Origin of the sequence: Capnocytophaga sp. oral taxon 336 str. F0502 (assembly GCF_000411575.1) — a bacterium.
Taxonomy (GTDB): domain Bacteria; phylum Bacteroidota; class Bacteroidia; order Flavobacteriales; family Flavobacteriaceae; genus Capnocytophaga; species Capnocytophaga ochracea.
Genome location: NZ_KE150494.1, coordinates 5,001 through 29,275, shown reverse-complemented (window position 1 = coordinate 29,275; position 24,275 = coordinate 5,001). Strand labels below are relative to the sequence as shown.

Annotated in this window: 23 protein-coding genes and 1 rRNA gene (1 of these 24 only partly in view); 15 read left to right on the top strand and 9 right to left on the bottom strand. The window is 41.3% G+C overall.

Annotated elements, in window-relative coordinates; translation table 11 throughout:
- Positions 1 to 71 precede the first annotated feature (71 nt).
- The gene (locus tag HMPREF1528_RS11480; RefSeq protein WP_009417173.1) at positions 72 to 311 is read right to left on the bottom strand and encodes a hypothetical protein; all 240 of its coding nucleotides are present in this window, start codon (positions 309 to 311) and stop codon (positions 72 to 74) included.
- Between the two features lie 52 nt (positions 312 to 363).
- Complete coding sequence (gene accD, locus HMPREF1528_RS11475) at positions 364 to 1,221, bottom strand: acetyl-CoA carboxylase, carboxyltransferase subunit beta (protein WP_009410329.1); 858 nt, start codon at positions 1,219 to 1,221, stop codon at positions 364 to 366.
- Positions 1,222 to 1,621: 400 nt separating this feature from the next.
- Here accD and HMPREF1528_RS11470 point away from each other — a divergent pair, with 400 nt between their 5' ends.
- The 6 genes from HMPREF1528_RS11470 to obgE all read left to right on the top strand — a co-directional run bounded on the left by HMPREF1528_RS11470 (position 1,622) and on the right by obgE (position 8,874).
- The gene (locus HMPREF1528_RS11470) at positions 1,622 to 3,418 is read left to right on the top strand and encodes a chloride channel protein (protein WP_016479880.1); all 1,797 of its coding nucleotides are present in this window, start codon (positions 1,622 to 1,624) and stop codon (positions 3,416 to 3,418) included.
- Positions 3,419 to 3,968: 550 nt separating this feature from the next.
- Positions 3,969 to 4,883, top strand: coding sequence for a 1,4-dihydroxy-2-naphthoate octaprenyltransferase (menA, locus tag HMPREF1528_RS11460; protein ID WP_016479879.1), 915 nt, complete (start codon positions 3,969 to 3,971; stop codon positions 4,881 to 4,883).
- A gap of 75 nt (positions 4,884 to 4,958) precedes the next feature.
- The gene (locus HMPREF1528_RS11455; protein WP_002673809.1) at positions 4,959 to 5,642 is read left to right on the top strand and encodes a metal-dependent hydrolase; all 684 of its coding nucleotides are present in this window, start codon (positions 4,959 to 4,961) and stop codon (positions 5,640 to 5,642) included.
- Positions 5,643 to 5,645: 3 nt separating this feature from the next.
- The gene (locus tag HMPREF1528_RS11450; protein ID WP_016479878.1) at positions 5,646 to 6,500 is read left to right on the top strand and encodes a ChaN family lipoprotein; all 855 of its coding nucleotides are present in this window, start codon (positions 5,646 to 5,648) and stop codon (positions 6,498 to 6,500) included.
- A 244-nt stretch (positions 6,501 to 6,744) separates the two neighbouring features.
- Entirely contained in the window at positions 6,745 to 7,869 is a 1,125-nt protein-coding gene (locus tag HMPREF1528_RS12520) for an adenylate kinase (RefSeq protein WP_016479877.1), read from the top strand.
- Positions 7,870 to 7,875: 6 nt separating this feature from the next.
- The gene (gene obgE / locus HMPREF1528_RS11440; RefSeq protein WP_016479876.1) at positions 7,876 to 8,874 is read left to right on the top strand and encodes a GTPase ObgE; all 999 of its coding nucleotides are present in this window, start codon (positions 7,876 to 7,878) and stop codon (positions 8,872 to 8,874) included.
- A gap of 67 nt (positions 8,875 to 8,941) precedes the next feature.
- Here obgE and HMPREF1528_RS11435 read toward each other — a convergent pair whose 3' ends face one another.
- The 3 genes from HMPREF1528_RS11435 to HMPREF1528_RS11425 form a co-directional block, all read right to left on the bottom strand.
- A complete protein-coding gene (locus HMPREF1528_RS11435; RefSeq protein WP_016479875.1) occupies positions 8,942 to 9,508 on the bottom strand; it encodes a 1-acyl-sn-glycerol-3-phosphate acyltransferase in 567 nt (188 codons plus the stop codon).
- A 130-nt stretch (positions 9,509 to 9,638) separates the two neighbouring features.
- On the bottom strand, positions 9,639 to 10,133 hold the full coding sequence (locus HMPREF1528_RS11430; RefSeq protein ID WP_016479874.1) for a dihydrofolate reductase: 495 nt from the start codon (positions 10,131 to 10,133) through the stop codon (positions 9,639 to 9,641).
- 27 nt (positions 10,134 to 10,160) lie between these two features.
- Positions 10,161 to 10,592 carry a 2TM domain-containing protein gene (locus tag HMPREF1528_RS11425; protein WP_016479873.1) on the bottom strand — a complete coding sequence of 144 codons (432 nt, stop codon included), beginning with the start codon at positions 10,590 to 10,592 and terminating at the stop codon, positions 10,161 to 10,163.
- A gap of 1,107 nt (positions 10,593 to 11,699) precedes the next feature.
- On the opposite strand from HMPREF1528_RS11425, the gene HMPREF1528_RS11415 reads away from it, so the two are divergent.
- From HMPREF1528_RS11415 to HMPREF1528_RS11390, 6 genes are all read left to right on the top strand, one after another.
- Positions 11,700 to 13,157, top strand: coding sequence for an MFS transporter (locus HMPREF1528_RS11415; protein ID WP_002673787.1), 1,458 nt, complete (start codon positions 11,700 to 11,702; stop codon positions 13,155 to 13,157).
- A 253-nt stretch (positions 13,158 to 13,410) separates the two neighbouring features.
- Positions 13,411 to 14,013, top strand: coding sequence for a nitroreductase family protein (locus HMPREF1528_RS11410; protein ID WP_016479871.1), 603 nt, complete (start codon positions 13,411 to 13,413; stop codon positions 14,011 to 14,013).
- 122 nt (positions 14,014 to 14,135) lie between these two features.
- A complete protein-coding gene (gene rlmN / locus HMPREF1528_RS11405; RefSeq protein ID WP_016479870.1) occupies positions 14,136 to 15,188 on the top strand; it encodes a 23S rRNA (adenine(2503)-C(2))-methyltransferase RlmN in 1,053 nt (350 codons plus the stop codon).
- A gap of 60 nt (positions 15,189 to 15,248) precedes the next feature.
- Positions 15,249 to 16,577, top strand: a complete 1,329-nt coding sequence (gene rseP / locus HMPREF1528_RS11400; RefSeq protein ID WP_016479869.1) for an RIP metalloprotease RseP — start codon at positions 15,249 to 15,251, stop codon at positions 16,575 to 16,577.
- A gap of 71 nt (positions 16,578 to 16,648) precedes the next feature.
- A complete protein-coding gene (locus HMPREF1528_RS11395) occupies positions 16,649 to 17,131 on the top strand; it encodes a hypothetical protein (RefSeq protein ID WP_016479868.1) in 483 nt (160 codons plus the stop codon).
- Positions 17,128 to 18,261 (top strand): DUF2062 domain-containing protein, encoded by a 1,134-nt coding sequence (locus tag HMPREF1528_RS11390; protein ID WP_016479867.1) that lies wholly within the window; start codon positions 17,128 to 17,130, stop codon positions 18,259 to 18,261. Before HMPREF1528_RS11395 ends, HMPREF1528_RS11390 begins: the two co-directional genes overlap by 4 nt.
- Positions 18,262 to 18,265: 4 nt before the next feature.
- On the opposite strand, the gene dusB is transcribed toward HMPREF1528_RS11390, so the two are convergent.
- The 4 genes from dusB to HMPREF1528_RS11370 all read right to left on the bottom strand — a co-directional run bounded on the left by dusB (position 18,266) and on the right by HMPREF1528_RS11370 (position 21,678).
- Positions 18,266 to 19,249, bottom strand: a complete 984-nt coding sequence (dusB, locus tag HMPREF1528_RS11385; protein WP_016479866.1) for a tRNA dihydrouridine synthase DusB — start codon at positions 19,247 to 19,249, stop codon at positions 18,266 to 18,268.
- Between the two features lie 127 nt (positions 19,250 to 19,376).
- Positions 19,377 to 20,072 (bottom strand): transporter, encoded by a 696-nt coding sequence (locus HMPREF1528_RS11380; RefSeq protein ID WP_016479865.1) that lies wholly within the window; start codon positions 20,070 to 20,072, stop codon positions 19,377 to 19,379.
- Positions 20,065 to 21,270 (bottom strand): GTPase HflX, encoded by a 1,206-nt coding sequence (hflX, locus tag HMPREF1528_RS11375; RefSeq protein ID WP_016479864.1) that lies wholly within the window; start codon positions 21,268 to 21,270, stop codon positions 20,065 to 20,067. Before hflX ends, HMPREF1528_RS11380 begins: the two co-directional genes overlap by 8 nt.
- A gap of 3 nt (positions 21,271 to 21,273) precedes the next feature.
- Positions 21,274 to 21,678 (bottom strand): DoxX family protein, encoded by a 405-nt coding sequence (locus tag HMPREF1528_RS11370; protein WP_009410544.1) that lies wholly within the window; start codon positions 21,676 to 21,678, stop codon positions 21,274 to 21,276.
- 582 nt (positions 21,679 to 22,260) lie between these two features.
- Here HMPREF1528_RS11370 and HMPREF1528_RS11365 point away from each other — a divergent pair.
- From HMPREF1528_RS11365 to HMPREF1528_RS11355, 3 genes are all read left to right on the top strand, one after another.
- Positions 22,261 to 22,983, top strand: a complete 723-nt coding sequence (locus HMPREF1528_RS11365) for a metallophosphoesterase (protein WP_016479863.1) — start codon at positions 22,261 to 22,263, stop codon at positions 22,981 to 22,983.
- An 11-nt stretch (positions 22,984 to 22,994) separates the two neighbouring features.
- Entirely contained in the window at positions 22,995 to 23,741 is a 747-nt protein-coding gene (locus tag HMPREF1528_RS11360; protein WP_016479862.1) for a hypothetical protein, read from the top strand.
- A gap of 309 nt (positions 23,742 to 24,050) precedes the next feature.
- Positions 24,051 to 24,275 (top strand): 16S ribosomal RNA (locus HMPREF1528_RS11355) (it continues 1,293 nt past the right edge of the window).

Genomic DNA, 24,275 nt, shown 5'->3' with positions numbered 1-24,275 from the left:
TAGCTCTCAATGAATCAGATTTATTGTTCTCACTCCAGAAATCTAAAGTGTTTTCTAGCTCTGTCTTAGCTTTACCCGACCACCTTACTCGCATATCTTTTTCTGATGTTATCGAATAATTCTTTTCCGTCTATCCAATTACCTTTTTCGACGTCTTCACGGGCTAAGGCAATAGCTTGTTTATCCTCATTTGTTATTAGAGAAGGATATTCGTAAGGATTGGTTACCTCAATTCCTATGGTAGCAAAGTAATCAACTATTTGTTGATACTGCTCAAAGTCGATATTTTTATTTAATATAAGTGTGTTCACATTGTTAGGTTTTAGGGATTCAACTTTGCCAAAGGTGCGAGCCGTATATATTTTAAGCTCTCACGGCGCGGTTCATCACCAAATCGATGTACAAATTCACTTTGTCTTTGAGCTCTTTGCGATTTACGATAAAATCCAAAAAGCCGTGTTCGAGTAAGAACTCTGCTGTTTGGAAATCTTCTGGGAGGTCTTGCCCTGTTGTGTCTTTCACTACACGAGGCCCTGCAAAACCAATAAGAGCCCCTGGTTCGGCTATATTGATGTCGCCCAGCATCGCAAACGATGCAGTGATACCTCCCGTTGTAGGGTCGGTACAAAGCGAGATGTAAGGTAGTTTGGCTTCGTCTAACTGAGCAAGTTTAATAGACGTTTTAGCCATTTGCATTAGTGAAAGAGCGGCTTCCATCATACGTGCGCCCCCTGATTTAGAAATCATCAAGAAAGGCAATCGGTGTTTGATAGCATAATCAATCGCACGACAAATCTTCTCACCTACCACACTTCCCATAGAACCACCGATGAAAGCGAAATCCATACAGCCTATTACAATAGACTTACCTTTGGAGCTTCCTACGGCAGTGCGCACGGCATCTTTTAAGTTTGTTTTTTGAGTAGCTTCTTCCAAACGTTGGGTATAGGGTTTTGTATCGACAAATTCTAAAGGGTCTTTAGAGCTCATATTGGCATCGAGTTCTTGAAATTCATTGTTATCAAACAATATCTGGAAGTACTCTTTACTACCTATGCGCACGTGATACCCATCGTCGGGACTTACATAGAAGTTGGAAGCTAACTCGTCCTGTTCGACGATGTTACCGCTGGGTGATTTAAACCATAATCCTTTGGGGATATCTTTCTTTTCCTCAGTAGAGGTTTGTATTCCTTTTGCTGTTCTTTTAAACCAAGACATAATTATTCTGTTTTAGTAAAGTGCAAAAGTACAAAGTTTTTTTGAAATAGCAAAAAAGGAGAATTAATGATTAGTGGTTAGTGGTTAATGATTAATGGTGAAGATAAGATAGGTTTTTTGAGTGATTTTCAACTTTGGCAAAGTATATAGCGACGGAAAGGCGAAGATAAGGCGAACGATGAGTGGGTCTACAGTGGGTCTACAGTGGGTCTACAGTGGGTCTACGCTGACTAATAGATTAATAATCAGTGGAGGAAAGAGGAACAAAAGACGGTGCGAGCCGCATAGGCAGATGAAAAATGAACGGAGAATGATTGAACCTATGGAGAAGGTAAGGTGAAGAATAATTGGTGTATTGAGATTTGTTTTGTATTTTTGCACCGTTTTTAAGAAAAGCATAATGACGACCCATCACCAGCAACATCTTCTCAAACGCCTTTTGATATGGCGTGTAAAGCATATTTCGGATAGGCGTTTTATCCTTATTCTCAGTGGAATAATAGGTATTGCTACGGGATTGGCTGCCTTGGCAATGCGCTCGTTTACACATCTTATTCAGTGGTTGCTAGACGACAAGCTCGCTCAAACTATTACTTATAGTTTTTACTTTATCCTCCCAATGTTAGGCTTTGCCATTGTGTATTTGGTAAAAAAATACGTGATACGGCACGATGTGAACCACGGAATCCCTTCGATTCTTTATGCAGTAGCCCACCAAAAAGGGATAATGAAGCGCTTTCAGGCGTATGGCAGTATCCTCACAGCACCTATTACCGTTGGTTTTGGAGGTTCGGTGGGGTTAGAAGGTCCGATGGTAGTAACGGGAGCAGGTATTAGTTCCAATATTTGCAGGTTTTTTCACATTAATCAATCTAACCGGATGTTGCTTTTGGCGTGTGCTTGTGCGGCGGCTTTAGCAGCTATTTTTAAAGTGCCTATTGCGGCGATACTGTTTGCTATTGAGGTTTTTGGGTTGGATTTGACGCTCTCGTCACTTATACCGCTGTTTATCGCTTCCCTTTGTGGGGTATTCACTTCCTATTTCTTCTTTGGCAGTGAAGTATTGATACCCATAACCATCACGCGAGCTTTTTCATTGCAAGGCATTCCTTTTTATATTCTCTTGGGAGTAGTAGGCGGATTGATGTCGGCTTACTTTACCTATGTTTATGAGAAAATAAATGCTACTTTTAAGAAACTCACTTCACCTTGGCTAAAAATAGTAGTAGGCGGAGCTCTTTTGGGGTTGCTTATTTACATAATGCCACCGCTTTACGGTGAAGGACACGAGATTATCAATCACCTGAAAGAAGGTCGCCCCGAACTATCACTGAGTAGTAATATTTTTGGTTGGGACTTATCGAATGCGTGGGTGATTATCCTACTTTTGGCAGCCCTTACCTTTGCAAAGGTTATTGCCACCTCGCTCACCTTTGGTGCGGGAGGGGTAGGAGGTATCTTCTCGCCTATGCTGTTTATGGGAGGAGTGATGGGGAACTGCTTGGCGCGCATCATCAACGAGTTTCCTATTTTGGGCTATAAAGCAGAGTTACCGAACTTCACTTTGGTAGGAATGACAGCCCTGATGACGGGGGTATTGCACGCACCCCTTACGGCTGTTTTTCTCATCGCCGAGGTAACGGGAGGCTATTCGCTGTTAGTACCGGCGATGCTCACTGCTGCGGTATCGTTTTCGGTAGCGAAATACTTTAATAAATATTCTGTTTATACGATGGAATTAGGCAGAAAAGGAGAGCTCATCTCGCAGAACAAAGACCAATCGATACTCACCCTAATGGATTTTGACCAAGTGGTGGAACACAATTTCACCCCCGTATATACCGATATGAAACTTCGTGAGGTGGTGTACAATGCTGTGCGCGAGTCGAACCGCAACATCTACCCCGTACTCGACCGCGAAAAAGGTACGCTACAAGGTGTGATACTGCTTGACGACATACGGCACTTGATTTTTGAAACGAACTATTACGACAAGATTCCTGCCGTAGAACTAATGCAAAAACCACCTGCTGTTATAGAAATGGGCAAGGACAAGATGAGCACCGTAATGAATAAGTTTCAGCATACTGGTGCGTGGAACTTGCCCGTAGTGAAGGACGGTAAGTACGTAGGGTTTATCTCCAAATCGAAGTTGTTGAGCATTTATAGAAGGAAATTGATATATTTTACGCAGTAAGAGCTAAAAAGGTAAAAGGTAAATCAAGATATAGAATTAAGCTAATACAAGTGTTTTATAGTCAAACAAAAATAGATTGCGAATAAAAAGGCTTGTTTTTTGGAAGGGCGAATAGCCTCAGATACTCTGCTATTACAAGCTTTACCCCTACGAATGCCGAAAAAGTGGTTGGTTATCAGTACTATCAACTTTGGCAAAATTTCAAACTTTGCCAAAGTGTGGCGCATAAATTCGGATAGGCTATAATATAGAGAAACAAAAACAGAAAAAAGTTCTTGTTATAGGTATCTTATACAAACCTTATACGAACCTTGGACGAATCTTGGACGATAGCTATATCTATACATTTCTACACAAATACTATTTTTATAGAAAAACATTCCAAAAATCATCTTCATAACGAAATAAATATCTTTTTTAGTAATCTCTATGAGCTTCGAAAGTTGGAGCAGGGGTATTGAAATCGTTTTTAGAGAAAAGTATAAAGCAAAAAGAATTATTAGAATATATTATTGTATTTGTCATTAGTATTTGTAATTTTGCAGGCTCTATGGATATCATAACTCTTTTGAAAGCTGCGAGGTTGCGCACCTTACCCTTATCGGTTGCGGGGATTATCACGGGGAGTGCTTTGGCATTTCGCGAAGACCCTTATGCTTTTAGGTGGGAGATTTTTGGTTGGGCACTGCTTACCACTATTTTGTTTCAGGTACTTTCGAACTTTGCCAATGATTATGGCGATGGGGTAAAGGGCACGGACAATGAGCACCGCATAGGTCCTACAAGAGCTTTGCAGAGTGGGAGAGTTACGCGTAGGCAGATGAAGAGGATTGTACTTATCACTGCTTTGCTGTCGTTATTTTCGGCTACGGTGCTTATTTATACGGCTTTTGAAAGAGAAAATTTGTTATATATCTCGGTGTTTTTTGTTTTAGGAGTGCTATGTGTGGTAGCGGCTATCAAGTACACTGTGGGGCAATCGGCTTATGGATATCGGGGTTGGGGTGACCTATTTGTGTTTGTGTTCTTTGGGTTAGTGAGTGTGGTAGGCAGTTATTTCTTATACACAGAGAGCTTGAATAAGGTTATATGGTTGCCCGCTATTGCTATTGGCTTGCTGAGTGTAGCAGTGCTGAACCTAAATAATATGCGCGATTATGAGAACGATAAGCGTTCGGGCAAGCATACATTGGTAGTGAAAATGGGAATTCCGATGGCTAAATATTATCATTATTATTTAGTTATATTGGCGATGGTGGCAATGTTAGGCTTTTCGGTGATGCGTTTGCAAATGCGCTGGGAGCTTCTGTACTTAGTAGCTTTTCTGCCTTTAATAGGACATTTGCTCACCGTAAAACGAAATACGGAACTCAAACAGCTTGATAAAGAATTAAAGATAGTAGCCCTGAGTACTTTTTTGCTTTCGGTACTCTTTTTTGTGGGGATTTTGATACATATATTTTAAGGAGAGTTAAACGAAAGAAGGAGATAGTAACGGACGTTATATATATTAAAAAATACACTAAAAAACATAATAACTATGGAGGTAACTTATTACGGACACTCGTGTGTGAGCATCAAAATAGGCGATACACATTTGCTTGTAGACCCGTTTATTGCTAATAATCCTTTGGCAAGCCATATAGATATCAATACGATTCCTGCTGACTACATCTTGATAACCTCGGCGCAACAAGACCATATATCGGACGTGGAGCAGATAGCAAAGCGCACGAAAGCGCAAATCATTTCGAATTTTGAAATCTCTAATTACTTTTTTAATTTGGGAATAGAAAATTCGCACCCTATGGACTTAGGAGGACTGTACAGTTTCCCATTTGGGTCGGTGAAGATGGTACCAGCGTTGCATTCTTCTACCTTCGAAAATGGCACTGCCGGCGGGTGTGCTTGTGGGTTTGTGATTAAAACTTTGGAAAAGACGGTATACGTATCGGGGGCTACGGCTTTGTATTTTGATATGCAACTCATACCGGTGCGTTATAAGTTGGACTTAGCTATATTGCCCATTGGAGGTAACTTTACAATGGACGTGGAAGACGCTATTATGGCTTCGGACTTTGTGAAATGCAACAAGGTGTTGGGGTATCATTACGACACTTTTAACCTCATTAAGTTAGATGATAAGGATTTAGCAAAGAGGAGTTTTAAGGCAAAAGGCAAAGAGCTGATATTAACAGATATAGGACAATCTATTTTTGTATAAATTATGAGGAAAGCGACGTTTATTATAGTCTTGTTTTTTACAATATCTTTGTGTGCACAACACAAGAAGGCATATCAGTTATTTGATAAGAATGGAAAGAAAGTCAGTTTTGAGAAGGTTGTAAAAAAAGCCAAAGAGAGCGATGTGGTGCTTTTTGGAGAGTTTCACGACAATCCGATTGCGCATTGGTTGCAGTTGGCATTGGTGAAAGAATTACAGCCTCAGATTAACTTGATATTGGGAGCTGAGATGTTAGAACGCAATGACCAAGAGGTAGTAAACCAATATCTAAAAGGCGGAGTTACAGAAAAGGCTTTGGATACTTTGGCACGATTATGGACGAACTACAAAACCGACTATAAGCCTTTGGTGGATTTTGCGAAGGAACACCAGTTGCCTTTTATTGCTACTAATGTGCCGAGGAAGTATGCGAGATTGGTGAACAAAAAAGGATTAAAAGCATTGGATACCTTGCCAGAGGCTGAGAAGCGATGGATAGCCCCGCTACCTATTGTGTTTGATGAGAACTTATCACAGTATAAAAAGATGACAGAGTCGCTCCCCAATCACAAAGGGAAGGAGAATATAATAAAAGCACAAGCCGTAAAAGATGCTACGATGGCAGATGCTATTGTAAAGAACAGAAAGCCTAATAGTGTTTTTGTGCATTTTAACGGGACATATCACAGCGATTTTTATGAGGGAATTTACTGGTTTTTGAAGCGAGAAGAGCCAAAACTAAAAGTTATTACTATTGCTACGACAGAACAAGTAGACTTATCGAAATTAGCAAAAGAGGCTTATGGTCAAGCTGATTTTATATTGGTAGTAGATGAAGATATGACGAAGACCCTTTAGGGGAAGTAGATTTTGCTCATTCATTAAAATTGATTATTTTTGCACTTTATTTTAAGTGACAAACCAACAACTGTAATGGATAACATCAATCAAATTGGGGAAGCCCCATTCCTAAAACACACCTATTAGAAGATGTGAAATCATTTGAAAAAGTAAAAAGAGAAAAAAAAGAAATGAAAAATGAACTTGGAATATAGTTCTAAAACATTTCTAACAGCTAATGACTAAACATAACACCTAAACAATGGAACTGATAAAATTACACGATAAGACTTTTGAGCCTTACGTATCTGCCGAGGAACTCAACCAAATTACCGAACGAATGGCAAGTGAGGTATATCAAGATTTGCAAGAATCACGCCCTATTTTCATCGCCATACTGAATGGCTCTTTTATGTTTGCAGCCGACTTCCTAAGGCACTACAAAGGCGAATGTGAAATATCATTCGTAAAAATAGCGTCTTATCAGGGTACCCAATCTACTGGAAAAATACATCAACTTATTGGGCTTTCTGCCCCAGTGGAAGGACGCGATGTGGTAATCTTGGAAGATATTATCGACACCGGCAACACTTTAGAAGAAATTTACCGCATTTTTGAAGATAAAAAGGTGAACTCTTTCCGCGTGGCAACCCTCTTCTTCAAACCCGATGCCTACAAAAAAGACCTCAAAATAGACTATGTAGGCAAACCTATCCCTAACCGCTTTATCGTGGGCTACGGCTTAGATTTCGATGAGATAGCGCGCAACCTACCCCAAGTATATCAATTAAACACCTCATTAACTATGACAAATTTAGTACTTTTCGGCAAACCAGGGGCTGGCAAAGGCACCCAAGCTGCATTCTTGAAAGACAAATACAACTTAGTGCACATCTCGACCGGTGATATTTTCCGTCATAATATCAAGAACGAAACTAAACTCGGCAAACTTGCTCAATCGTATATGGATAAAGGTGACCTCGTACCCGATGAAGTTACTATACAAATGCTACAAGAGGAAGTTGAAAAGAACCCTAATGCCGAAGGATTTATCTTCGACGGCTTCCCTCGTACCATCACACAAGCCGAAGCTCTCGATGCTTTCTTAGACAGCAAAGGAATGCGAATTCACGGTACTCTTGCTTTGGAAGCTGATGACGAGGTACTCATCAAACGATTAGTAGAGCGCGGTAAAGTGAGCGGTCGCACTGATGACCAAGACGAAGAGAAAATACGCAACCGTTTCACTGAATATAACGAAAAAACAGCCCCTCTTATCACTTTCTATCAAACGCAAGGTAAATATCACACGATTAATGGTATAGGTACTATCGAAGAAATTACCACCCGCCTTTCTGAGACTATCGACAAAATTAAAGCTGAATAATCCCCAATGACCGAAGGCAATTTCACCGACTACGTAAAGATATACGCCGCCTCTGGCAAAGGAGGCGCAGGTTCTATGCACCTACACCGCGAGAAGTTCGTACCCAAAGGAGGTCCTGATGGAGGCGATGGCGGTCGTGGAGGGCATATCATCTTGCGTGGCAATAAGCACCTTTGGACACTCATACACTTCAAGTTCCAACAGCACTTTCGTGCCGAACACGGTGAAGCCGGAGGAGCCAACCGTAGTTTTGGTGCCGACGGTAAAGATATCACTTTGGAAGTCCCCTTAGGAACCATTGTTAAAGATGCTGAAACTGGAGAAGTACTCTTTGAAATTACTGAAGACGGACAAGAAATCATCGCTTTGCGCGGTGGCAAAGGAGGGCTAGGCAACTGGCATTTCCGCACCGCTACCAACCAAACCCCGCGCTACGCCCAACCAGGTCTCCCTGGTGAAGAACGCGAATTGCTTTTAGAGTTAAAAGTGTTAGCCGATGTAGGTTTTGTAGGGTTCCCCAATGCGGGCAAATCTACACTGCTATCGGTAATTACTTCTGCTAAGCCAAAAATAGGCGACTATCCATTCACAACTCTCAAACCCAACTTGGGTATTGTGCAAAACCGCGATTACCAATCGTTTGTAGTAGCCGATATACCTGGGATTATAGAGGGAGCTGCCGAAGGCAAAGGCTTGGGGCATTACTTCTTGCGACATATAGAGCGCAACTCGGTATTGCTATTCCTCATTCCTGCCGACAGCAAGGATATCATAGCTGAATATCATATCTTGTTAAATGAACTAAAAGAATACAACCCTGAACTATTAGACAAAGACCGCCTCATAGCCATTTCAAAATCGGATATGTTAGACGATGAGCTCACCGAAGCCATTCGTCAAGAAGTAGCAACAGGATTAGGTGGTACGCCTTTCTTGTTTATCTCGTCGGTGTCGGGCAAAGGAATTCAGCAACTGAAAGACAAACTTTGGGAAATGATACAATAATATAAAAAGTCAGCTATTATAGCTGACTTTTTATATTATTCAATTCCTTATAACGACTGCTTTCACATCAATAAATCTTAGGGTTCCACTGCTCGGGGTATTTAGGAGTAATATCCTTATAAAAGTTCTGTATTTCCTCCATTATTTGCTCTTGTGGGAGCGTTTGTAAGTCCTCTAAGCTAATGGTCTTCCCGATGTATATCATTTTCTTCTTAAAATCACCAGCACCTAAAACTATGGGTACTTGGGCAGAGAGAGCTATATGGTAGAAGCCCATACGCCACTTGTTCACCTTAGAACGCGTGCCCTCAGGGGTTACTACCAAGCTAAAGTCTTCTTTCTTAAAGAGTTCAGTAACAAATTCTATCAAGTGATTGCGCTGTGAACGATTGATGCCAATCCCTCCTAACTTGCGCACTAACCAGCCGTACCACGCTTTAGTATGCGCATCTTTTATAATGAGTTTAATCGGTTTTTCCATCTTCCAATAAGCCAAGATACCCAAAACAAACTCCCAATTAGTAGTGTGTGGTGCTACTACTAACACACAGCGGTTTAAGGTTTTCAAATCACCTTGTAATTCTATCTTCCACCCCATTATCCATAAGACAAAGGAGCCAATCCATTTTTTCATCTTTATTCTATTTATAACTCGCTTCTACGCGTAATATTTTCTATTTCACAACCAGTATTGGTATATTATAATCACTACAAAATTGCCTGTCGTGCTACGACTGCCCGCCGTGTTACGGCTACCCGTCGTGCTACGACCGTGTTACAATGTATCTTTCAAAAGTAAACCCATAAGCGTGCCGTTCGTCTTTTTCAAAACGCTCAGAGGCTACTAACTCCCATTCTTCACGGTTAAACTCAGGAAAGAATACATCAGCTTCGGCAAAAGTGTGATGTACCCGTGTGAGTTCTATCGCATCGGCAAAGGGGAGAGCTTGCGCATAGATTTCTCCACCGCCTATCACGTAAGGGTTAGGGTCTATTACCAAAGCCTTTTCTATCGCCTCTTCAACTGAAGAAACCACCACAGCTCCCTCTTTTGTATACCCTTTCTGGCGCGTAATGACAATATGTATACGGTTAGGCAAAGGCTTCGGGAAAGTCTCGAAAGTCTTCCGTCCCATTATAATGCAGTGTCCCGTCGTGAGGCGTTTGAAATGCTTAAAATCTTCAGGCAAATGCCATAACAGTTGGTCTCCTTTGCCAATAGCATTATTCTCGGCAACAGCAGCTATAAGAGTTATCATATTTAGTGAAAAGTGAAAAGTGAACAGTTAAAAGTTTGTAGGCGGCGTATTGGTTTGCTCGTTATCTTTCTCAGCCTGTTCAGCTACCAATTCCCGTTTTGCTTGTTCCTTTTGTGTGGCAAACTCTTTTTCTACTGCGGCTTCCATCTTTATAAGTTTCTTCTGTTGGGCAGCTATCAGTTGTTCGCGTTGCTTTTCTTGCCATTCCTTTCCTAAGAAGCGATGCAAAACAAATACATTCATAGCGTGCCACAGCCAGATGAAAAGCCACAAGAGTATCGCCCATAAATACCAATTATAGGTCGCTCCGTAGTCTAATACCTTATTGGCTACTACAAAAAAGATAGAGCCTAACACAAAGACAAAGAAGTGAAGATATAACAATCGTTTCTGCTTGAGACGATTTTCAGCATTTTTGAAAAGTTCATATTGTTCGGGAGTGAGTTGAGTGTCTGTCATTCTATATCTGTTTTTAAGATTTTGGTGCAAAAGTAAGAAAAATATGCTATTCACGAAAGAATTATACACTATTTATATTATTTTTGTCACTTCTCTTCTGTTCATCTGCTATTAATAAAACGCCTGTGTACCTCACATAAATTTGCTAATTAATTTACCAGCCGTGCTACGACTGCCCGTCGCCGCTATAACCTCACATCACCTCCGTCATTCGTCACCACATTCCCCCTCATTGAGGTAGCCAGCGACAGCTGGGTATGTGAGAAGGGGGAGGTTATCCCCTAGTGCCTATGGCCTAAGGCCTATCACCTCCCACTCCATTTGCTAATTTCCAAATTTTCTAATTCTCTAATTTCCCAACCCGCCTATTCTCCTTTCCGTCGCTACACTCCCCCTCTCCTTGGGAGAGGGACGGGGTGAGGATTCTCTTTCTTTCGCCTCGAACCCCTGTTTTTAACATTTTTTGTGTTGTTATATCACATTATGATTCAACTATTTATACACCCTTTCTATACCAATCGTCCAAGATTCGTATAAGCTTCCTATAAGCTCTCTATAAGCTACCCCCACCCTCCTTACACTCTTTTTTCACCAAAATTCCTCTCAACCTTCCTCCGAATTTCTCCGTTTCCTTCCGATAGCTCAAATGTATCACTTTTTGCGACACACACTTTGTCAAAAATTTTGCCCGTGTGGCTCACACTGCCTGTGCGGCTCGCACCTTTGGCAAAGTTTAAAACTTTGCCAAAGTTGAATAATGGTATTATTGGCATTTCCAGTATTAATTATGAGCATTGTTATATTTATAACATCTCCAACCCCCTTTGTATAAAACCCCTTTTTTATTTTTATAGAAGCAAAAATGCTCTTATTTTTGCACTTTAATTCAGCGTATACTATGAATCAAAAAGTAAAATGTGATGCACCCTGCTCTTAGCCAAAGTTTCAAACTTTGGCTAAGTTGATTGCCTTAATAATCAATTGTTTTGTCATATGTTATAGAGGTTAATTACAATTTTTCCTAAAAACAAACCTAAATATGCATCACCTCCTTTTGCAATAAAATTCTCAGAGCCTTTTCAAACAGATATCAAAAATAAATGAACTATGTCAGAAAATAAAAAATCCTTCGGTCAAACACTCAAAACTTTCTCACCCAACTTCTGGGTAGCAAGTTTCCTCCAACTGATGGAACGTTGGGGCTTCTACGGTATCTTTACCCTTCTCCCCTTGTATTTAGTAGCTTCAACTGACCAAGGCGGATTGGGTCTTTCGCATACCGAAAAAGGAAGTATTATAGGCAACGTAACCGCTATACAGTACTTTTTGCCACTCGTTTTTGGCGTGATAGCCGACCGTATAGGCTACAAACTCTCTTTGGTCATTTCTTGTACTATAATGGCGATAGGCTATTACTTAATGGGTGAAGTAAACACCTATTGGTCGATGTATATGATGTTCCTCTTTGCCGCCGTTGGAGGGGGCTTCTTCAAACCCGTTATCAACGGTACCGTTGCCCGCAATACCGATGAAAGCACCAGTACAATGGGCTTCGGTATCTTCTATATGATGGTGAACGTCGGAGGCTTCTTAGGCCCTGCAATGTCGTCTTATCTACGCACTACCCTCGGTTGGCGCATTATCTTCCTGCAAGCTGCGGTGGTAATGGTTATCAACCTCCTGGTAGTTTTATTCTTTTTCAAAGAACCTAAAATGGCACAACGCGACAGCAAACCTATCCTCACCGAAATCAAAGAATCCATAATGCATATTATAGAGGCACTCAAAGACCGTCGCCTTACCATACTGCTCATACTGATGGTCGGCTTTTGGACGATGTTTAACCAGCTGTTCTACACCCTGCCTAATTTTATCGAAGATTGGGTAGATTCCTCCAAAGTAAGTGCGTGGATTAACCATCATTTGCCTTTCTTAGGCACTATTCTCACCGAGAAAGGACAAGTAAAAGCCGAATGGTTCATCAATATCGATTCGTTTATGATTATCTTCTTTCAGGTAGTTGTATCCTATTTCGTAACCAAAATGACTCACGTAAGCGCAATGATTCGCGGTACGATTATCGGAACCATAGGGGTAACCCTCACTTTTATGTTCAATAATGTGTGGTTTACCATTATAGGCACTATGATTTTCTCCATAGGCGAAATGGCTGCTAGCCCTACGCTTTCAGCTTTTATCGCTCAAATCACCCCTAAGGGGAAGGAAGCCCTCTATCAAGGTACTTATTTCTTGCCTGTGGCGGTAGGTAATTATATTGCAGGACTTATTTCTGGTGATTTATACGAAAAATGGTCTGATAAATATACTTTACTAAAAACCGAACTCACAAATAAAGCCATTGCAATGCCCGAAAACCTCACTAAAAAGGAATATTTCGATTTGGCAAGTCAGAAGTTAGGTCTCAGTCAGTCTCAAATCACCGATTTGCTTTGGAATACTTATAACCCCAACAAAATGTGGTATCTTATTTGTGGAATAGGGGTCTTTGCTGCCCTATCACTATATGCCTATAACAAAATAATGGTAAGAAAAGAATCAATTTAATAAATCTAACTTTTTTCTTACTCTTACCTTAAACTCCGCTCTCGTTGCCTTTACCTCTCTGAGAAAGCCATCGAGAGCGGACTTTTTTTCGTCTTACCGTAGCCTTAGATTCGAATGACCTTCGAATAACCTCTTGATTTTTAGCCATATTTCACCTGCCATACCTTTTACCTTTTTCCTTATTTGTTAAATTGCTAATTACGCCGTACCTTTGCACCTTGAAATTAAAAGTTAAACTTAAAAACAAAACACTATGGATTTTTTAAAATTAGCACAAACTCGCTATACTACTAAACATTACAGCTCTCAGCGCGTAAGCGATGAGGATATCGCTAAGCTCAAAGAGATATTACGCCTCGCTCCTTCGTCTATCAATTCACAGCCTTGGCAATTTGTGTTCATAAGCGATGAGGCTACTAAGGAAGCATTCGCTAAAGTATCGCTTACCAACGAAGAACGCGTTAGAAAAGCAAGTCATTTAGTGGTATTTATGGCGAATAGCGCTTTGCCATCATTTGAAGAAAAGCTCACTAAAGCAGCTACTGAAATGGGACTTAACTTCTATCATAAAGTACAAAAACCCAAAGGTGATGTAGGACTTTATGCGTGGATAAACAACCAAGTGTATATTGCATTAGGATTTTTTCTCAGTGCGTGTGCTTCTATGGGTATCGATAGTACCCCTATGGAAGGCATTGTCAATACTGAGTACGACAAGCTTCTGAATGAACCTCAATACACTACGCTCTTTGCTGTAGCGATAGGCTACCGCGACCCTGAGGACAGCAATCAATTGCACTTGCGCCCAAAATCGCGCTTGCCGTTAGAAGAAGTAGTAAAGGATTTTAAATTATAATTAGGGTCGTAAACTTTGCCAAAGTTTCAAACTTTGGCAAAGTTGAAAAGCTATACTTCTTTGTTTGATTTGAATTGATTTGTAAGATTTCTGAGGCAAAGCCTCATTCTTAACAAAATTATATGCAACAAAAACGCGACATACGCGCACTGACCAAAGACGAACTTCGCGCTTTCTTCGAGAGCAATGGCGATAAACCTTTCCGTGGCAACCAAGTATACGAATGGTTGTGGCAGAAAGGCGTGCATACTTTCGAGGAGATGACCTCACTGCCCAAAGCTACACGCGAGATGCTCAGCGAACATTTTAGCATCAACCATATCAAAGTAGATGTGATGCAGCGCAGTAACGATGGTACGATTAAAAACGCTGTGCGTTTGCACGACGGGTTATTAGTAGAGTCGGTGTTAATTCCTACCGATACTCGCACCACCGCTTGCGTATCCAGTCAGGTGGGGTGTAGTCTCAACTGTTCGTTTTGTGCCACTGCTCGCTTAAAACGTATGCGCAATCTCCTCCCCGATGAGATATTCGACCAAGTAAAGGTAATCGATGAGCAAAGTCGCGCTTTCTTTGGTCGTCCGCTCTCTAACATAGTATTTATGGGAATGGGCGAACCACTGATGAACTATAATAATGTATTGAAGGCAATCGACAAGATTACTTCGCCTGAAGGCTTAGGAATGTCGCCTAAACGCATTACGCTATCCACTTCGGGTATCCCCAAATTGATAAAAAAAATGGCTGATGATGAGGTAAAATTCAAATTAGCTGTATCTTTGCACTCGGCTATTGGCAGTGTACGCACGGGCATTATGCCTTTCAATGAGCAATTTCCACTGGAAGAACTACGCGAGGCTTTGGCATATTGGTATCAAAAAACCAAAAACCGTATTACTTATGAGTACGTAGTGTGGAAGGGTATCAACGACCAGAAGAAGGACGTAGAAGCACTGATAAAGTTTTGTAAGTTTGCCCCTTCTAAGGTAAACCTCATTGAGTACAACCCTATTGACGATGGAGCATTTCAACAAGCCGACCCTAAAGCTCTTGAACTTTACCAAACAATGCTTGAAGAGGCAGGCATCACTGTTACCGTTCGCCACTCCCGTGGTAAAGACATCGATGCCGCCTGCGGACAATTAGCAAATAAGAAAGTGAATAGTGAAAAGTGAATGGTGGCATAACATTTGCGTCACATTACCTGTTACCTTTTACCTTTTACCTAAAAAAGAATGGAAGTATTTTTAATAAAAGCGGCTCAGCTGATTCTGAGTCTTTCAATTTTAGTAGTCCTACACGAGTTAGGACATTTTATACCTGCTAAACTCTTCAAAACAAGAGTAGAAAAGTTTTTTCTTTTCTTCGATGTGAAGTTTGCCCTTTTTAAGAAGAAGATAGGCGAAACAGTATACGGCATCGGGTGGCTACCGTTGGGTGGCTACGTGAAGATTGCCGGTATGATTGATGAGAGTATGGACAAGGAGCAAATGGCGCAACCTCCACAGCCGTGGGAGTTCCGTTCTAAACCTGCGTGGCAACGCCTTATCATTATGGTAGGTGGTGTAACGGTAAACCTGCTCTTAGGTTTCATTATTTACGCGATGATACTCTTCACTTGGGGGCAAGACCAGCTCAAACCCGAAGGTATTAAGGAAGGTTTTGCAGTAACCCGCACAATGCGCGCTTATGGGTTCCAGAACGGCGATATTGTAACCGCTATTAATGGCAAACCCTTAGAAAGCGTAGCCGATGTAAGTAAATATATCTTGTTGCGCAATACCAGTGAGCTTACCGTAAAAGGACAAGACGGAACTGTGCGTACTCTATCTCTCCCCGATTCTATTGGGAAGATGCTCTATTTACGAGGAGAAACGACTCCTTTTAGTGTAAAAGTAAAACCCATTATCGATACAGTAATAGTGGGAATGCCTGCTCAGAAAGCAGGTTTACAAAAGGGCGATAAGCTGTTAAGCATCAATGGAGAACCTATTTACTATTTCTCCGATGTAACGCCTGCCCTAGCAATGGCTCCTGAAAACACTCCTCTCACTTTTGCTATTGAGCGCAACGGAAAGCCAATGACTCTCAGCGTTCTGCCCGACAGTAATAAAAAAATAGGTATCAGTGGTATGCAAACCGAAGGTGAGGTACAATTTACTCATAAGACTTACAGTTTAGGAGAAGCCCTTAGTCACGGAATTGCATACGGTTACAATGTGCTACACGACTATGTAGTCCAGTTTAAATTTATCTTTACCAAGAAGGGAGCCAGTGAAGTAGGAGGCTTTGGTTCTATAGGGAAGCTCTTCCCATCGTCTTGGAATTGGCTCGCTTTTTGGCATATCACTGCTTTTCTATCTATTGCCTTAGCCTTTATGAATATTTTGCCTATCCCAGCCTTAGACGGCGGACACGTGGTATTCCTCCTATACGAAATGGTAACGGGTAGAAAACCGAGTGAAAAAGTATTAGAACACGCCCAAATGGTAGGTTTTGCTATTTTAATAGCCCTTTTGCTATATGCCAATGGTAGCGACCTGTATAGAGCAATTTTCAAGTAACAGATAAGAGAAAACAGATAAGACTTTGCCAAAGTTCAAACTTTGGCAAAGTTGGAAAACTTATAGACTAAATGAAACACATTTACTTCATCATATTATTCTTGAGTTTTGGGGCACTGCAAGCACAGAGCCTTGAGAAAGTACGCGCTGCCTATACTACGGCTTCCGATAGCAAAGAGAACGCTGTAGCTTTTGTAGAGTTAATGGCTAATGCTCCTACTACCGATGTGGTGCTAAGTGCTTATAAAGGCGCAAGTAAGATGATATTAGCAAAATATGGAGGTAACCGTATTGCTCTGCTCAAAGAGGGCAAACCGCTGTTAGAAAACGCCCTCAAACAGCACCCTCAAAACGCTGAACTCCACCTTATACGCCTCAGTGTGCAAGAACACTTGCCCAAAGTAGTGCCTTATCGCAACAATATCACTGCCGATAAGGATTTTATACTCGCACACTACGCTCAGCAAACCCGTGAACTACAAAAGTATATAGCTGGGTTTGTAAAGAAGTCGAAAGTGTTTAACGATGAAGAGAAAAAGAAAATGGGGCTATGAACTATTGCGTTTTAATTCCTACTTATAACAATGCTAAAACCCTCGCTCGTGTGATTGATGGGGTGTTGCACTATACCTCTCACATTATTGTAGTGAATGATGGTGCAACTGATGCTACTCCCGATATACTCGCTCGTTACCCCCAGCTCACTATTATTCATCTTTCTAAAAACAAAGGTAAAGGCAATGCCCTACGTATAGGGTTTGACAAAGCTCGCTCTTTAGGCTACGACTACGCCCTTACCATCGACTCTGACGGACAACATTACCCTGAAGATATACCTGTATTTATAGCTACTATCGAAGCGGAAAGCGAACCTACTCTATTGGTAGGTAGTAGGAATATGACCCAAGACGGGGTGCCTAAGAAAAGTAGTTTCGGACATAAATTTTCTAACTTCTGGTTTCACCTCGAAACGGACGTCAATCTCCCTGATACGCAATCAGGATATAGGTTATATCCTTTGCAGTACATTCCTAAGAAATATTACACCGAAAAGTTTGAGTTTGAGATAGAGATATTAGTCCGCAGTAGTTGGAATGGGGTACAACTGAAGAATGTACCTATACAAGTGTTGTACGACCCCGAAGAACGAGTTTCGCATTTTCGTCCGTTTAGGGATTTTATGCGCATCAGTGTGCTGAACAGTGTGCTGGTGCTCATTGCGCTTTTCTATATCAAACCGCGTAATTTCTTTAGAGATGCTAAGAAGAAGAGTCTCAAACGTTTTATTAAAGAAGATATATTAGAGAGCGACAGTAGCGATAGTGTGAAGGCAGGTTCGGTAGCATTAGGTGTATTCTTTGGCATTGCGCCTTTTTGGGGATTTCAAACCATACTTACTATTACTTTGGCGGTATTCTTCAATTTGAATAAAACTTTAGCTTTTATTTGCTCGAATGTGAGTATTCCCCCAATGATACCGGTGCTTATTTTCACTTCTCTTAAAATAGGTACTTTTTTTGTGGGGGGAACGATTCTTCCGCAAGGCGACCTCACCACAATGGAATACATCAAAAACAATTTGTTGCAATACTTAGTAGGGAGTTTTACTTTGGCGATTACTGCTTCATTTGTTTTAGGAATGCTCACCTATGGTTTACTAAAAATAAAAAGTAAAAAAGCTTAGATTATTAGACTTCGCTTTTTAATTCTCTCACTACTTCGAGTTCTCTTATTATTTCTTCTGAAGAATCTAACGTTACTAATCGCTGGCGATGTTCTTTAAAATTAGGAATCCCCTTAAAATAATTAGCATAATGCCTGCGCATTTCCAACACTCCTTGTCGTTCACCTTTCCATTCTACCGACCATAACAGATGGTTTTTAGCAGCTTCTACACGATCGGATATAGTAGGGGAGGGGAGAAGCTTTCCCGTTGCAAAATAATGCTTTATTTCATTAAATATCCACGGATAACCAATGGCTGCACGACCTATCATTATACCGTCTACCCCGTAAGTATTGCGGTATTTTAAGGCTTTTTCAGGACTATCGATATCGCCGTTACCGAAAATAGGAATATGGATACGAGGATTGTTCTTCACTTTGGCAATATAGCTCCAATCGGAGTGACCTTTGTACATCTGGCTACGGGTACGGGCGTGAATGGTAAGCGCGCTGATACCTACATCTTGCAGACGTTCAGCTACTTCTTCTATATTGATACTTTGCTCGTCCCAGCCTAAACGCGTTTTTACGGTTACAGGTAAATGGGTACTGTTTACGACTGCTTTGGTAAGGCGCACCATCAAATCGATATCTTTCAATACCCCCGCTCCTGCGCCTTTGCTTACAACCTTCTTTACAGGACAACCAAAGTTGATGTCTACTAAATCGGGGTTTACAGTGGCAACGATTTTAGCTGAGAGCGCCATTGCTTCTTCATCACCTCCAAAAATTTGTATGCCTACGGGGCGTTCGTAATCGAAAATATCTAACTTTTGACGGCTTTTAATGGCGTCGCGTATGAGTCCTTCGGAGGAGATAAACTCACTGTAAAGCATATCAGCTCCGTGCATTTTGCAGAGGCGACGAAAGGGAGGATCGCTTACATCTTCCATAGGTGCAAGCAATAAAGGGAAATCTCCTAAATCTATGTTTCCTATTTTAGGCAATTTTTTTAATGATTAATTGTTAATGATTAATGGTTAGTGATTGATAATGAAGAAACCTCTTCTTGCCCTCTCTGTGAGGGGAATTAGAGATGCAAAAGCGATACTTCGGGCGAAATTTTGCATATTGTTAAATGAATAAATATCCTATTCCCACCCCTACAAAATATTGAGGTGCTGGTTGCCAAAGGGTACGCCCTCCGCTGAGGTCTATTTGAAAATTAGGTTTTAGGAGGTAGGCAAATCCTGCATTGATATTGTGCTCAGGAGCACGCATTCCATTATAGGAAGCGTAATACTCAACAAAGCTCCATAGCTTGTTGTTGGGAGCATAATTGACCTGAGCAGTAACATCTAAATTCTTAAATTGTTCAGAGCTACGAGCACTATAAGCTAATGAAAGCTGGTCGGTAAGAGAGCTTTCGAAAGCTAAACAAGCGTCGAAAGTATAAGTCTTAGCGTCTGTTTTGCTGTATTGCCCATAACCGATGAGTCCCACTGAGGGGATATAACGCTGTTCCGATTCGTATAAACGCTGTTTTATGCTGAAGGTAGTACTGCTAAAATCGGGGGTACGGAGGTCGAAATCGGCTTCTAAGCGGAGTTCGGTGTTTGTGATGAGTCCGTAGCGTAACATTAGGTTATCACTGCTTTCTTCTTTGCTGAAAACTAAACCATTTTCTATTTGAAACTGACCTTTGGGCAGGGTGTATACCCCTTCACTTTGGTCGGGGCGATCGGTGTTGAGGTTTTCATCGTTTTGAGCAACTGCTAATGAGGTGCAGCATAAGGCTATCGTAGCCAATAGTAAATTGAGTTTATTCATCTATCTTTTCGTATAAAAAATTATTAAAAGGAAAGCGAGTGATGTGTATCTCCTTTACCTTTTCGTAAACCACCTCACGGAATTCTTCGAGATTGTTTTTATTGAGTGCCGAAATGAAGAGTACATCGCGCCCCATTCGTTGCATCCAAGTTTGTTTCCATTCATCAAGAGTGAAGTGTTTTTTAGTGCGCTGGGTAGCCAAATCGTCTTCGGCTATTTCTTCATTGGTATACGCATCAATCTTGTTGAATACCATAATGGTGGGCTTATCGGCGCTGTGAATTTCGGCTAATATTTGGTTTACTGATTGGATATGCTCCTCGAAGTTAGGGTGTGAAATATCGACTACGTGCAAGAGCAAATCGGCTTCACGTACCTCGTCGAGGGTACTTTTAAACGACTCGATGAGCTGGGTAGGCAGTTTGCGAATGAACCCTACGGTATCGCTGAGCAAGAACGGTAGGTTCTCAATCACAACCTTGCGCACGGTGGTATCGAGGGTGGCAAATAGCTTGTTTTCGGCAAATACTTCGCTTTTGCTAATCACATTCATTAGGGTTGATTTGCCTACATTGGTATAGCCGATGAGCGCCACACGCACTAATGCTCCGCGATTACTGCGTTGAGTTGCCATTTGCTTATCGATAGCGGTGAGTTTCTTTTTGAGCAGGGCAATACGGTCGCGCACGATACGGCGGTCGGTTTCGATTTCGGTTTCACCAGGACCACGCATACCGATACCGCCTCGCTGACGTTCGAGGTGCGTCCATAATCCCGTAAGGCGCGGTAAGAGGTATTCGTATTGTGCCAATTCGACTTGTGTGCGCGAATAGCTGGTTTGTGCACGCTGAGCAAAGATATCGAGAATAAGCCCTGTGCGGTCTAATATCTTTGCTTTGAGAATACGCTCGATATTCTTCTGTTGAGCAGGGGTGAGTTCATCGTCGAAGATGACAGTACCTACCTCATTTTCTTCAACAAATTGCTGTACTTCCTCCATCTTACCGGTGCCGATGAAGGTCTTAGGGTTAGGCACATCAAGCTTTTGGGTGAAGCGTTTGAGCACTTCACCCCCAGCTGTGTAAGTAAGAAATTCGAGTTCGTCTAAATATTCCTTAGATTTTTCTTCGGTTTGTGTTTGATTGATAATTCCTACAAGTACTACTTTCTCGTAGGTAAGATTGACTTGTTCTAACATTCGTTAATCCCATTTGTGGCGAGAGGAAATAGCGTGTTTGCCACTTCCGGTAAAGAACAAAGCTAAAGCACCGAAAAGGAATAGTCCAGGGAGTTCAGGAGCCCAACCACCGTGAGCCGTAACTGCGGTAATTTGACCTCCATACGCCAAAAAGAGCGTACTAATTCCGCCGAGTACCATTATAAGAGCGGCTAAACGGGTTCGGAAGCCTAATACAATCATTATAGGAGCGATGATTTCGCTAAGATATACCCCATAGGCAATGAAGGTGGGAAGACCTTTGGCTACTAAGGTACTTTGAACATATCCAAAGGCATCGGCGTGTAATAATTTGTTGATGCCGTGAGGAAGCATAAGCAAGCCTATGGTGAGGCGGAGGACTAGGAGTCCAAAATCTTTGTTTTTCATTTTATAAAAGGGTTTTTAAGTTTACGGGGGCAAAGATAGGGAATAATTAGCAAATTAGCAAGTTCGTAGTACGACAGGCAGAGAAAATTATCAAATTAGAAAATGAGAGAATTAGAAAATAGAGGAAGATTGAGAGGTTCGGAAGGAAACGGAAGATTTCAGAAGATAGTTGAGAGGAATTTTGGTGAGAAAAGGCTGTAAGGAGGGTGGTGGTAGCTTATAGAGAGCTTATAGGAAGCTTATACGAATCTTGGACGATTGGTATAGGAAAGGTATATAAGTGGTTGACTCATAGTATAATACAGCGACATAAAAAGTGGTAAAAACGGGGTTTCGAGGCGAAAGAAAGAGGAAGAGGTGATAGGCCTTAGGCCATAGGCACTAGGGGATAACCTCCCCCTTCTCACATACCCAGCTGTCGCTGGCTACCTCAATGAGGGGGAATGTGGTGACGAATGACGGAGGTGATGTGAGGTTATAGCGCGATGGGCAGGTGGAAAATTAGAGATTGTCTGATAATTGAAAAAAAATTACTACTTTTGCCGAACTTTTCACAGACGAATAATAGCAAAATTAAACACTATGCGAACTCTTGTTATAGGCGATATACACGGTGCTTTACGCGCTTTGGTGCAGGTGCTTGAAAGGGCTGATATACAAGCTGATGACTACCTTATTTTCCTTGGTGATTACGCTGATGGTTGGAGTGAGACTCCCGAGGTGATGGATTTTCTCATCGGATACCAAAAGAAACAGTGTTGTTTGTTCCTCAGAGGGAATCACGATGCGCTTTGCCGTGAGTTTCTTTTAGGAAAAGAGATGGATACTCTTTGGCGTTTGCACGGAGGAAAAGCTACTGAAAAGGCTTATCGGAATGTTTCGGCAGAGCGCAAAAAGGCTCATATTGATTTTATAAACTCGCTTGAAAATTACTACTTGGATAGCAAAAATAGGCTTTTTCTTCACGCGGGATTTACTAATTTGCGGGGGATTGCTCACGAGCATTTCGAACAGATGTACTATTGGGATAGAACGCTTTGGGAACTTGCTTGTAGCGTTAGTCTTCCTAAAACGGATAAGTACTATCCTAACCGTTTGAAACTCTATAATGAAATTTATATAGGACATACACCTACCACACGCTTGGGAACTGATAAACCTCTTATTATAAACGGAGTAGCAAATGTAGATACAGGGGCGGGCTTCAAAGGACGCCTTACGGTTATGGATATTGAAACGAAGGAATATTGGCAGAGTGAGCCTGTTTATAAACTGTATCCAGAAGAACAAGGACGCAATCAATAAAATATTAAAAAATGAAGAAGTTTATATACCTACTGTTATTACTGCCGATGTGTGGTGTAGCACAAGAACAATTGCAAAATGAAAGTGCTATTTTTAAAGCTATTGAGGCGAAATTTAAGCTAGACAGACGTCAGGTGTATTGGGCACTTTATACGGAGCGAGGGCTAAAAGAAGATACGATACATAAGCTCGTGGTTTTTCCTTTAAAGAAAAGAAGTAAGGACAAGATGCTTTATGATGCTTATGTTGTTTTGTACAATCTTCAGAAACAGATGATAGATAACTACTACGTAGGTGAAGGTGAATGGGAAGACAGTGATAGAGGGCGCTTACAGGGTTTGGAAGTGGCTTCTCAGACGCCGCTGTTGGGGAAGAAAGCGATTGCCTATCAGGTGAGGGTGTTTTTCTCGAATGCTGATAGAAATAAGCCTATGGGCTCGGAGGTGCTCACCTATTTTATTAGTAAAGGGAAGAAGTTGCAAAAAGTTTTAAGCACTGATATATTTTCTTATACGGCTGATATTTCGGGGGGAGGAACTGCAAAAACTCCTTGTGAGGGAGAAAAAAAAGAGGTGAGTAGCAAATTGCATATTTCAGAGCATAAGGTGCGAGGTTTCTATACCATAGAGGAGGCACGTGTTACTAAGCATATAAAAATAGAGCGTGATGCGGAAGGATTTTGCGCTGAAAGGGTGGTTGATAGTAAAGAAGAAGTAATACAGATGCAATACAAAAAAGGAAAATATCAACCACAATAATTGCTATAACGATGAAAAAAACGGTGAATTTTATAGGGCAAATAAAGAAATATTGAAAATTTATAAAGTTAGTAATCAATCACTTATCAAATTATTAAAAATTTTCTTCAAAAAAAATGTATAAAAATTTTGGAGGTAAAGATAAAAGGTGTACCTTTGCACCCGCAAAAGAGGAGAGTAGTGCCTCTGGAGTAGAAGAAACAACACGTACCTTGACATAATGTTGTACAGCACAAAGAAGATTTAAAGGATTGAGTGAAACCTGAAGTCAATAACTTGAAGATCGGTTAGAAGATATAAAAGAATTTAACGATGAAGAGTTTGATCCTGGCTCAGGATGAACGCTAGCGGCAGGCCTAACACATGCAAGTCGAGGGGGAAGTTACTTTCGGGTAACTGAGACCGGCGTACGGGTGCGTAACGCGTATACAATCTGCCTTTCACTGGGGGATAGCCCGAAGAAATTTGGATTAATACCCCATAGTATATAGGGACGGCATCGTTTTTATATTAAAGCTACGGTGGTGAAAGATG

Bases quoted from the DNA above. Each gene is read 5' to 3' on its own strand.
- accD (WP_009410329.1), bottom strand. From the start codon at position 1,221: ATGTCTTGGTTTAAAAGAACAGCAAAAGGAATACAAACCTCTACTGAG.
- HMPREF1528_RS11470 (WP_016479880.1), top strand. From the start codon at position 1,622: ATGACGACCCATCACCAGCAACATCTTCTCAAACGCCTTTTGATATGG.
- menA (WP_016479879.1), top strand. From the start codon at position 3,969: ATGGATATCATAACTCTTTTGAAAGCTGCGAGGTTGCGCACCTTACCC.
- HMPREF1528_RS11455 (WP_002673809.1), top strand. From the start codon at position 4,959: ATGGAGGTAACTTATTACGGACACTCGTGTGTGAGCATCAAAATAGGC.
- HMPREF1528_RS11450 (WP_016479878.1), top strand. From the start codon at position 5,646: ATGAGGAAAGCGACGTTTATTATAGTCTTGTTTTTTACAATATCTTTG.
- HMPREF1528_RS12520 (WP_016479877.1), top strand. From the start codon at position 6,745: ATGGAACTGATAAAATTACACGATAAGACTTTTGAGCCTTACGTATCT.
- obgE (WP_016479876.1), top strand. From the start codon at position 7,876: ATGACCGAAGGCAATTTCACCGACTACGTAAAGATATACGCCGCCTCT.
- HMPREF1528_RS11435 (WP_016479875.1), bottom strand. From the start codon at position 9,508: ATGAAAAAATGGATTGGCTCCTTTGTCTTATGGATAATGGGGTGGAAG.
- HMPREF1528_RS11430 (WP_016479874.1), bottom strand. From the start codon at position 10,133: ATGATAACTCTTATAGCTGCTGTTGCCGAGAATAATGCTATTGGCAAA.
- HMPREF1528_RS11425 (WP_016479873.1), bottom strand. From the start codon at position 10,592: ATGACAGACACTCAACTCACTCCCGAACAATATGAACTTTTCAAAAAT.
- HMPREF1528_RS11415 (WP_002673787.1), top strand. From the start codon at position 11,700: ATGTCAGAAAATAAAAAATCCTTCGGTCAAACACTCAAAACTTTCTCA.
- HMPREF1528_RS11410 (WP_016479871.1), top strand. From the start codon at position 13,411: ATGGATTTTTTAAAATTAGCACAAACTCGCTATACTACTAAACATTAC.
- rlmN (WP_016479870.1), top strand. From the start codon at position 14,136: ATGCAACAAAAACGCGACATACGCGCACTGACCAAAGACGAACTTCGC.
- rseP (WP_016479869.1), top strand. From the start codon at position 15,249: ATGGAAGTATTTTTAATAAAAGCGGCTCAGCTGATTCTGAGTCTTTCA.
- HMPREF1528_RS11395 (WP_016479868.1), top strand. From the start codon at position 16,649: ATGAAACACATTTACTTCATCATATTATTCTTGAGTTTTGGGGCACTG.
- HMPREF1528_RS11390 (WP_016479867.1), top strand. From the start codon at position 17,128: ATGAACTATTGCGTTTTAATTCCTACTTATAACAATGCTAAAACCCTC.
- HMPREF1528_RS11380 (WP_016479865.1), bottom strand. From the start codon at position 20,072: ATGAATAAACTCAATTTACTATTGGCTACGATAGCCTTATGCTGCACC.
- hflX (WP_016479864.1), bottom strand. From the start codon at position 21,270: ATGTTAGAACAAGTCAATCTTACCTACGAGAAAGTAGTACTTGTAGGA.
- HMPREF1528_RS11370 (WP_009410544.1), bottom strand. From the start codon at position 21,678: ATGAAAAACAAAGATTTTGGACTCCTAGTCCTCCGCCTCACCATAGGC.
- HMPREF1528_RS11365 (WP_016479863.1), top strand. From the start codon at position 22,261: ATGCGAACTCTTGTTATAGGCGATATACACGGTGCTTTACGCGCTTTG.
- HMPREF1528_RS11360 (WP_016479862.1), top strand. From the start codon at position 22,995: ATGAAGAAGTTTATATACCTACTGTTATTACTGCCGATGTGTGGTGTA.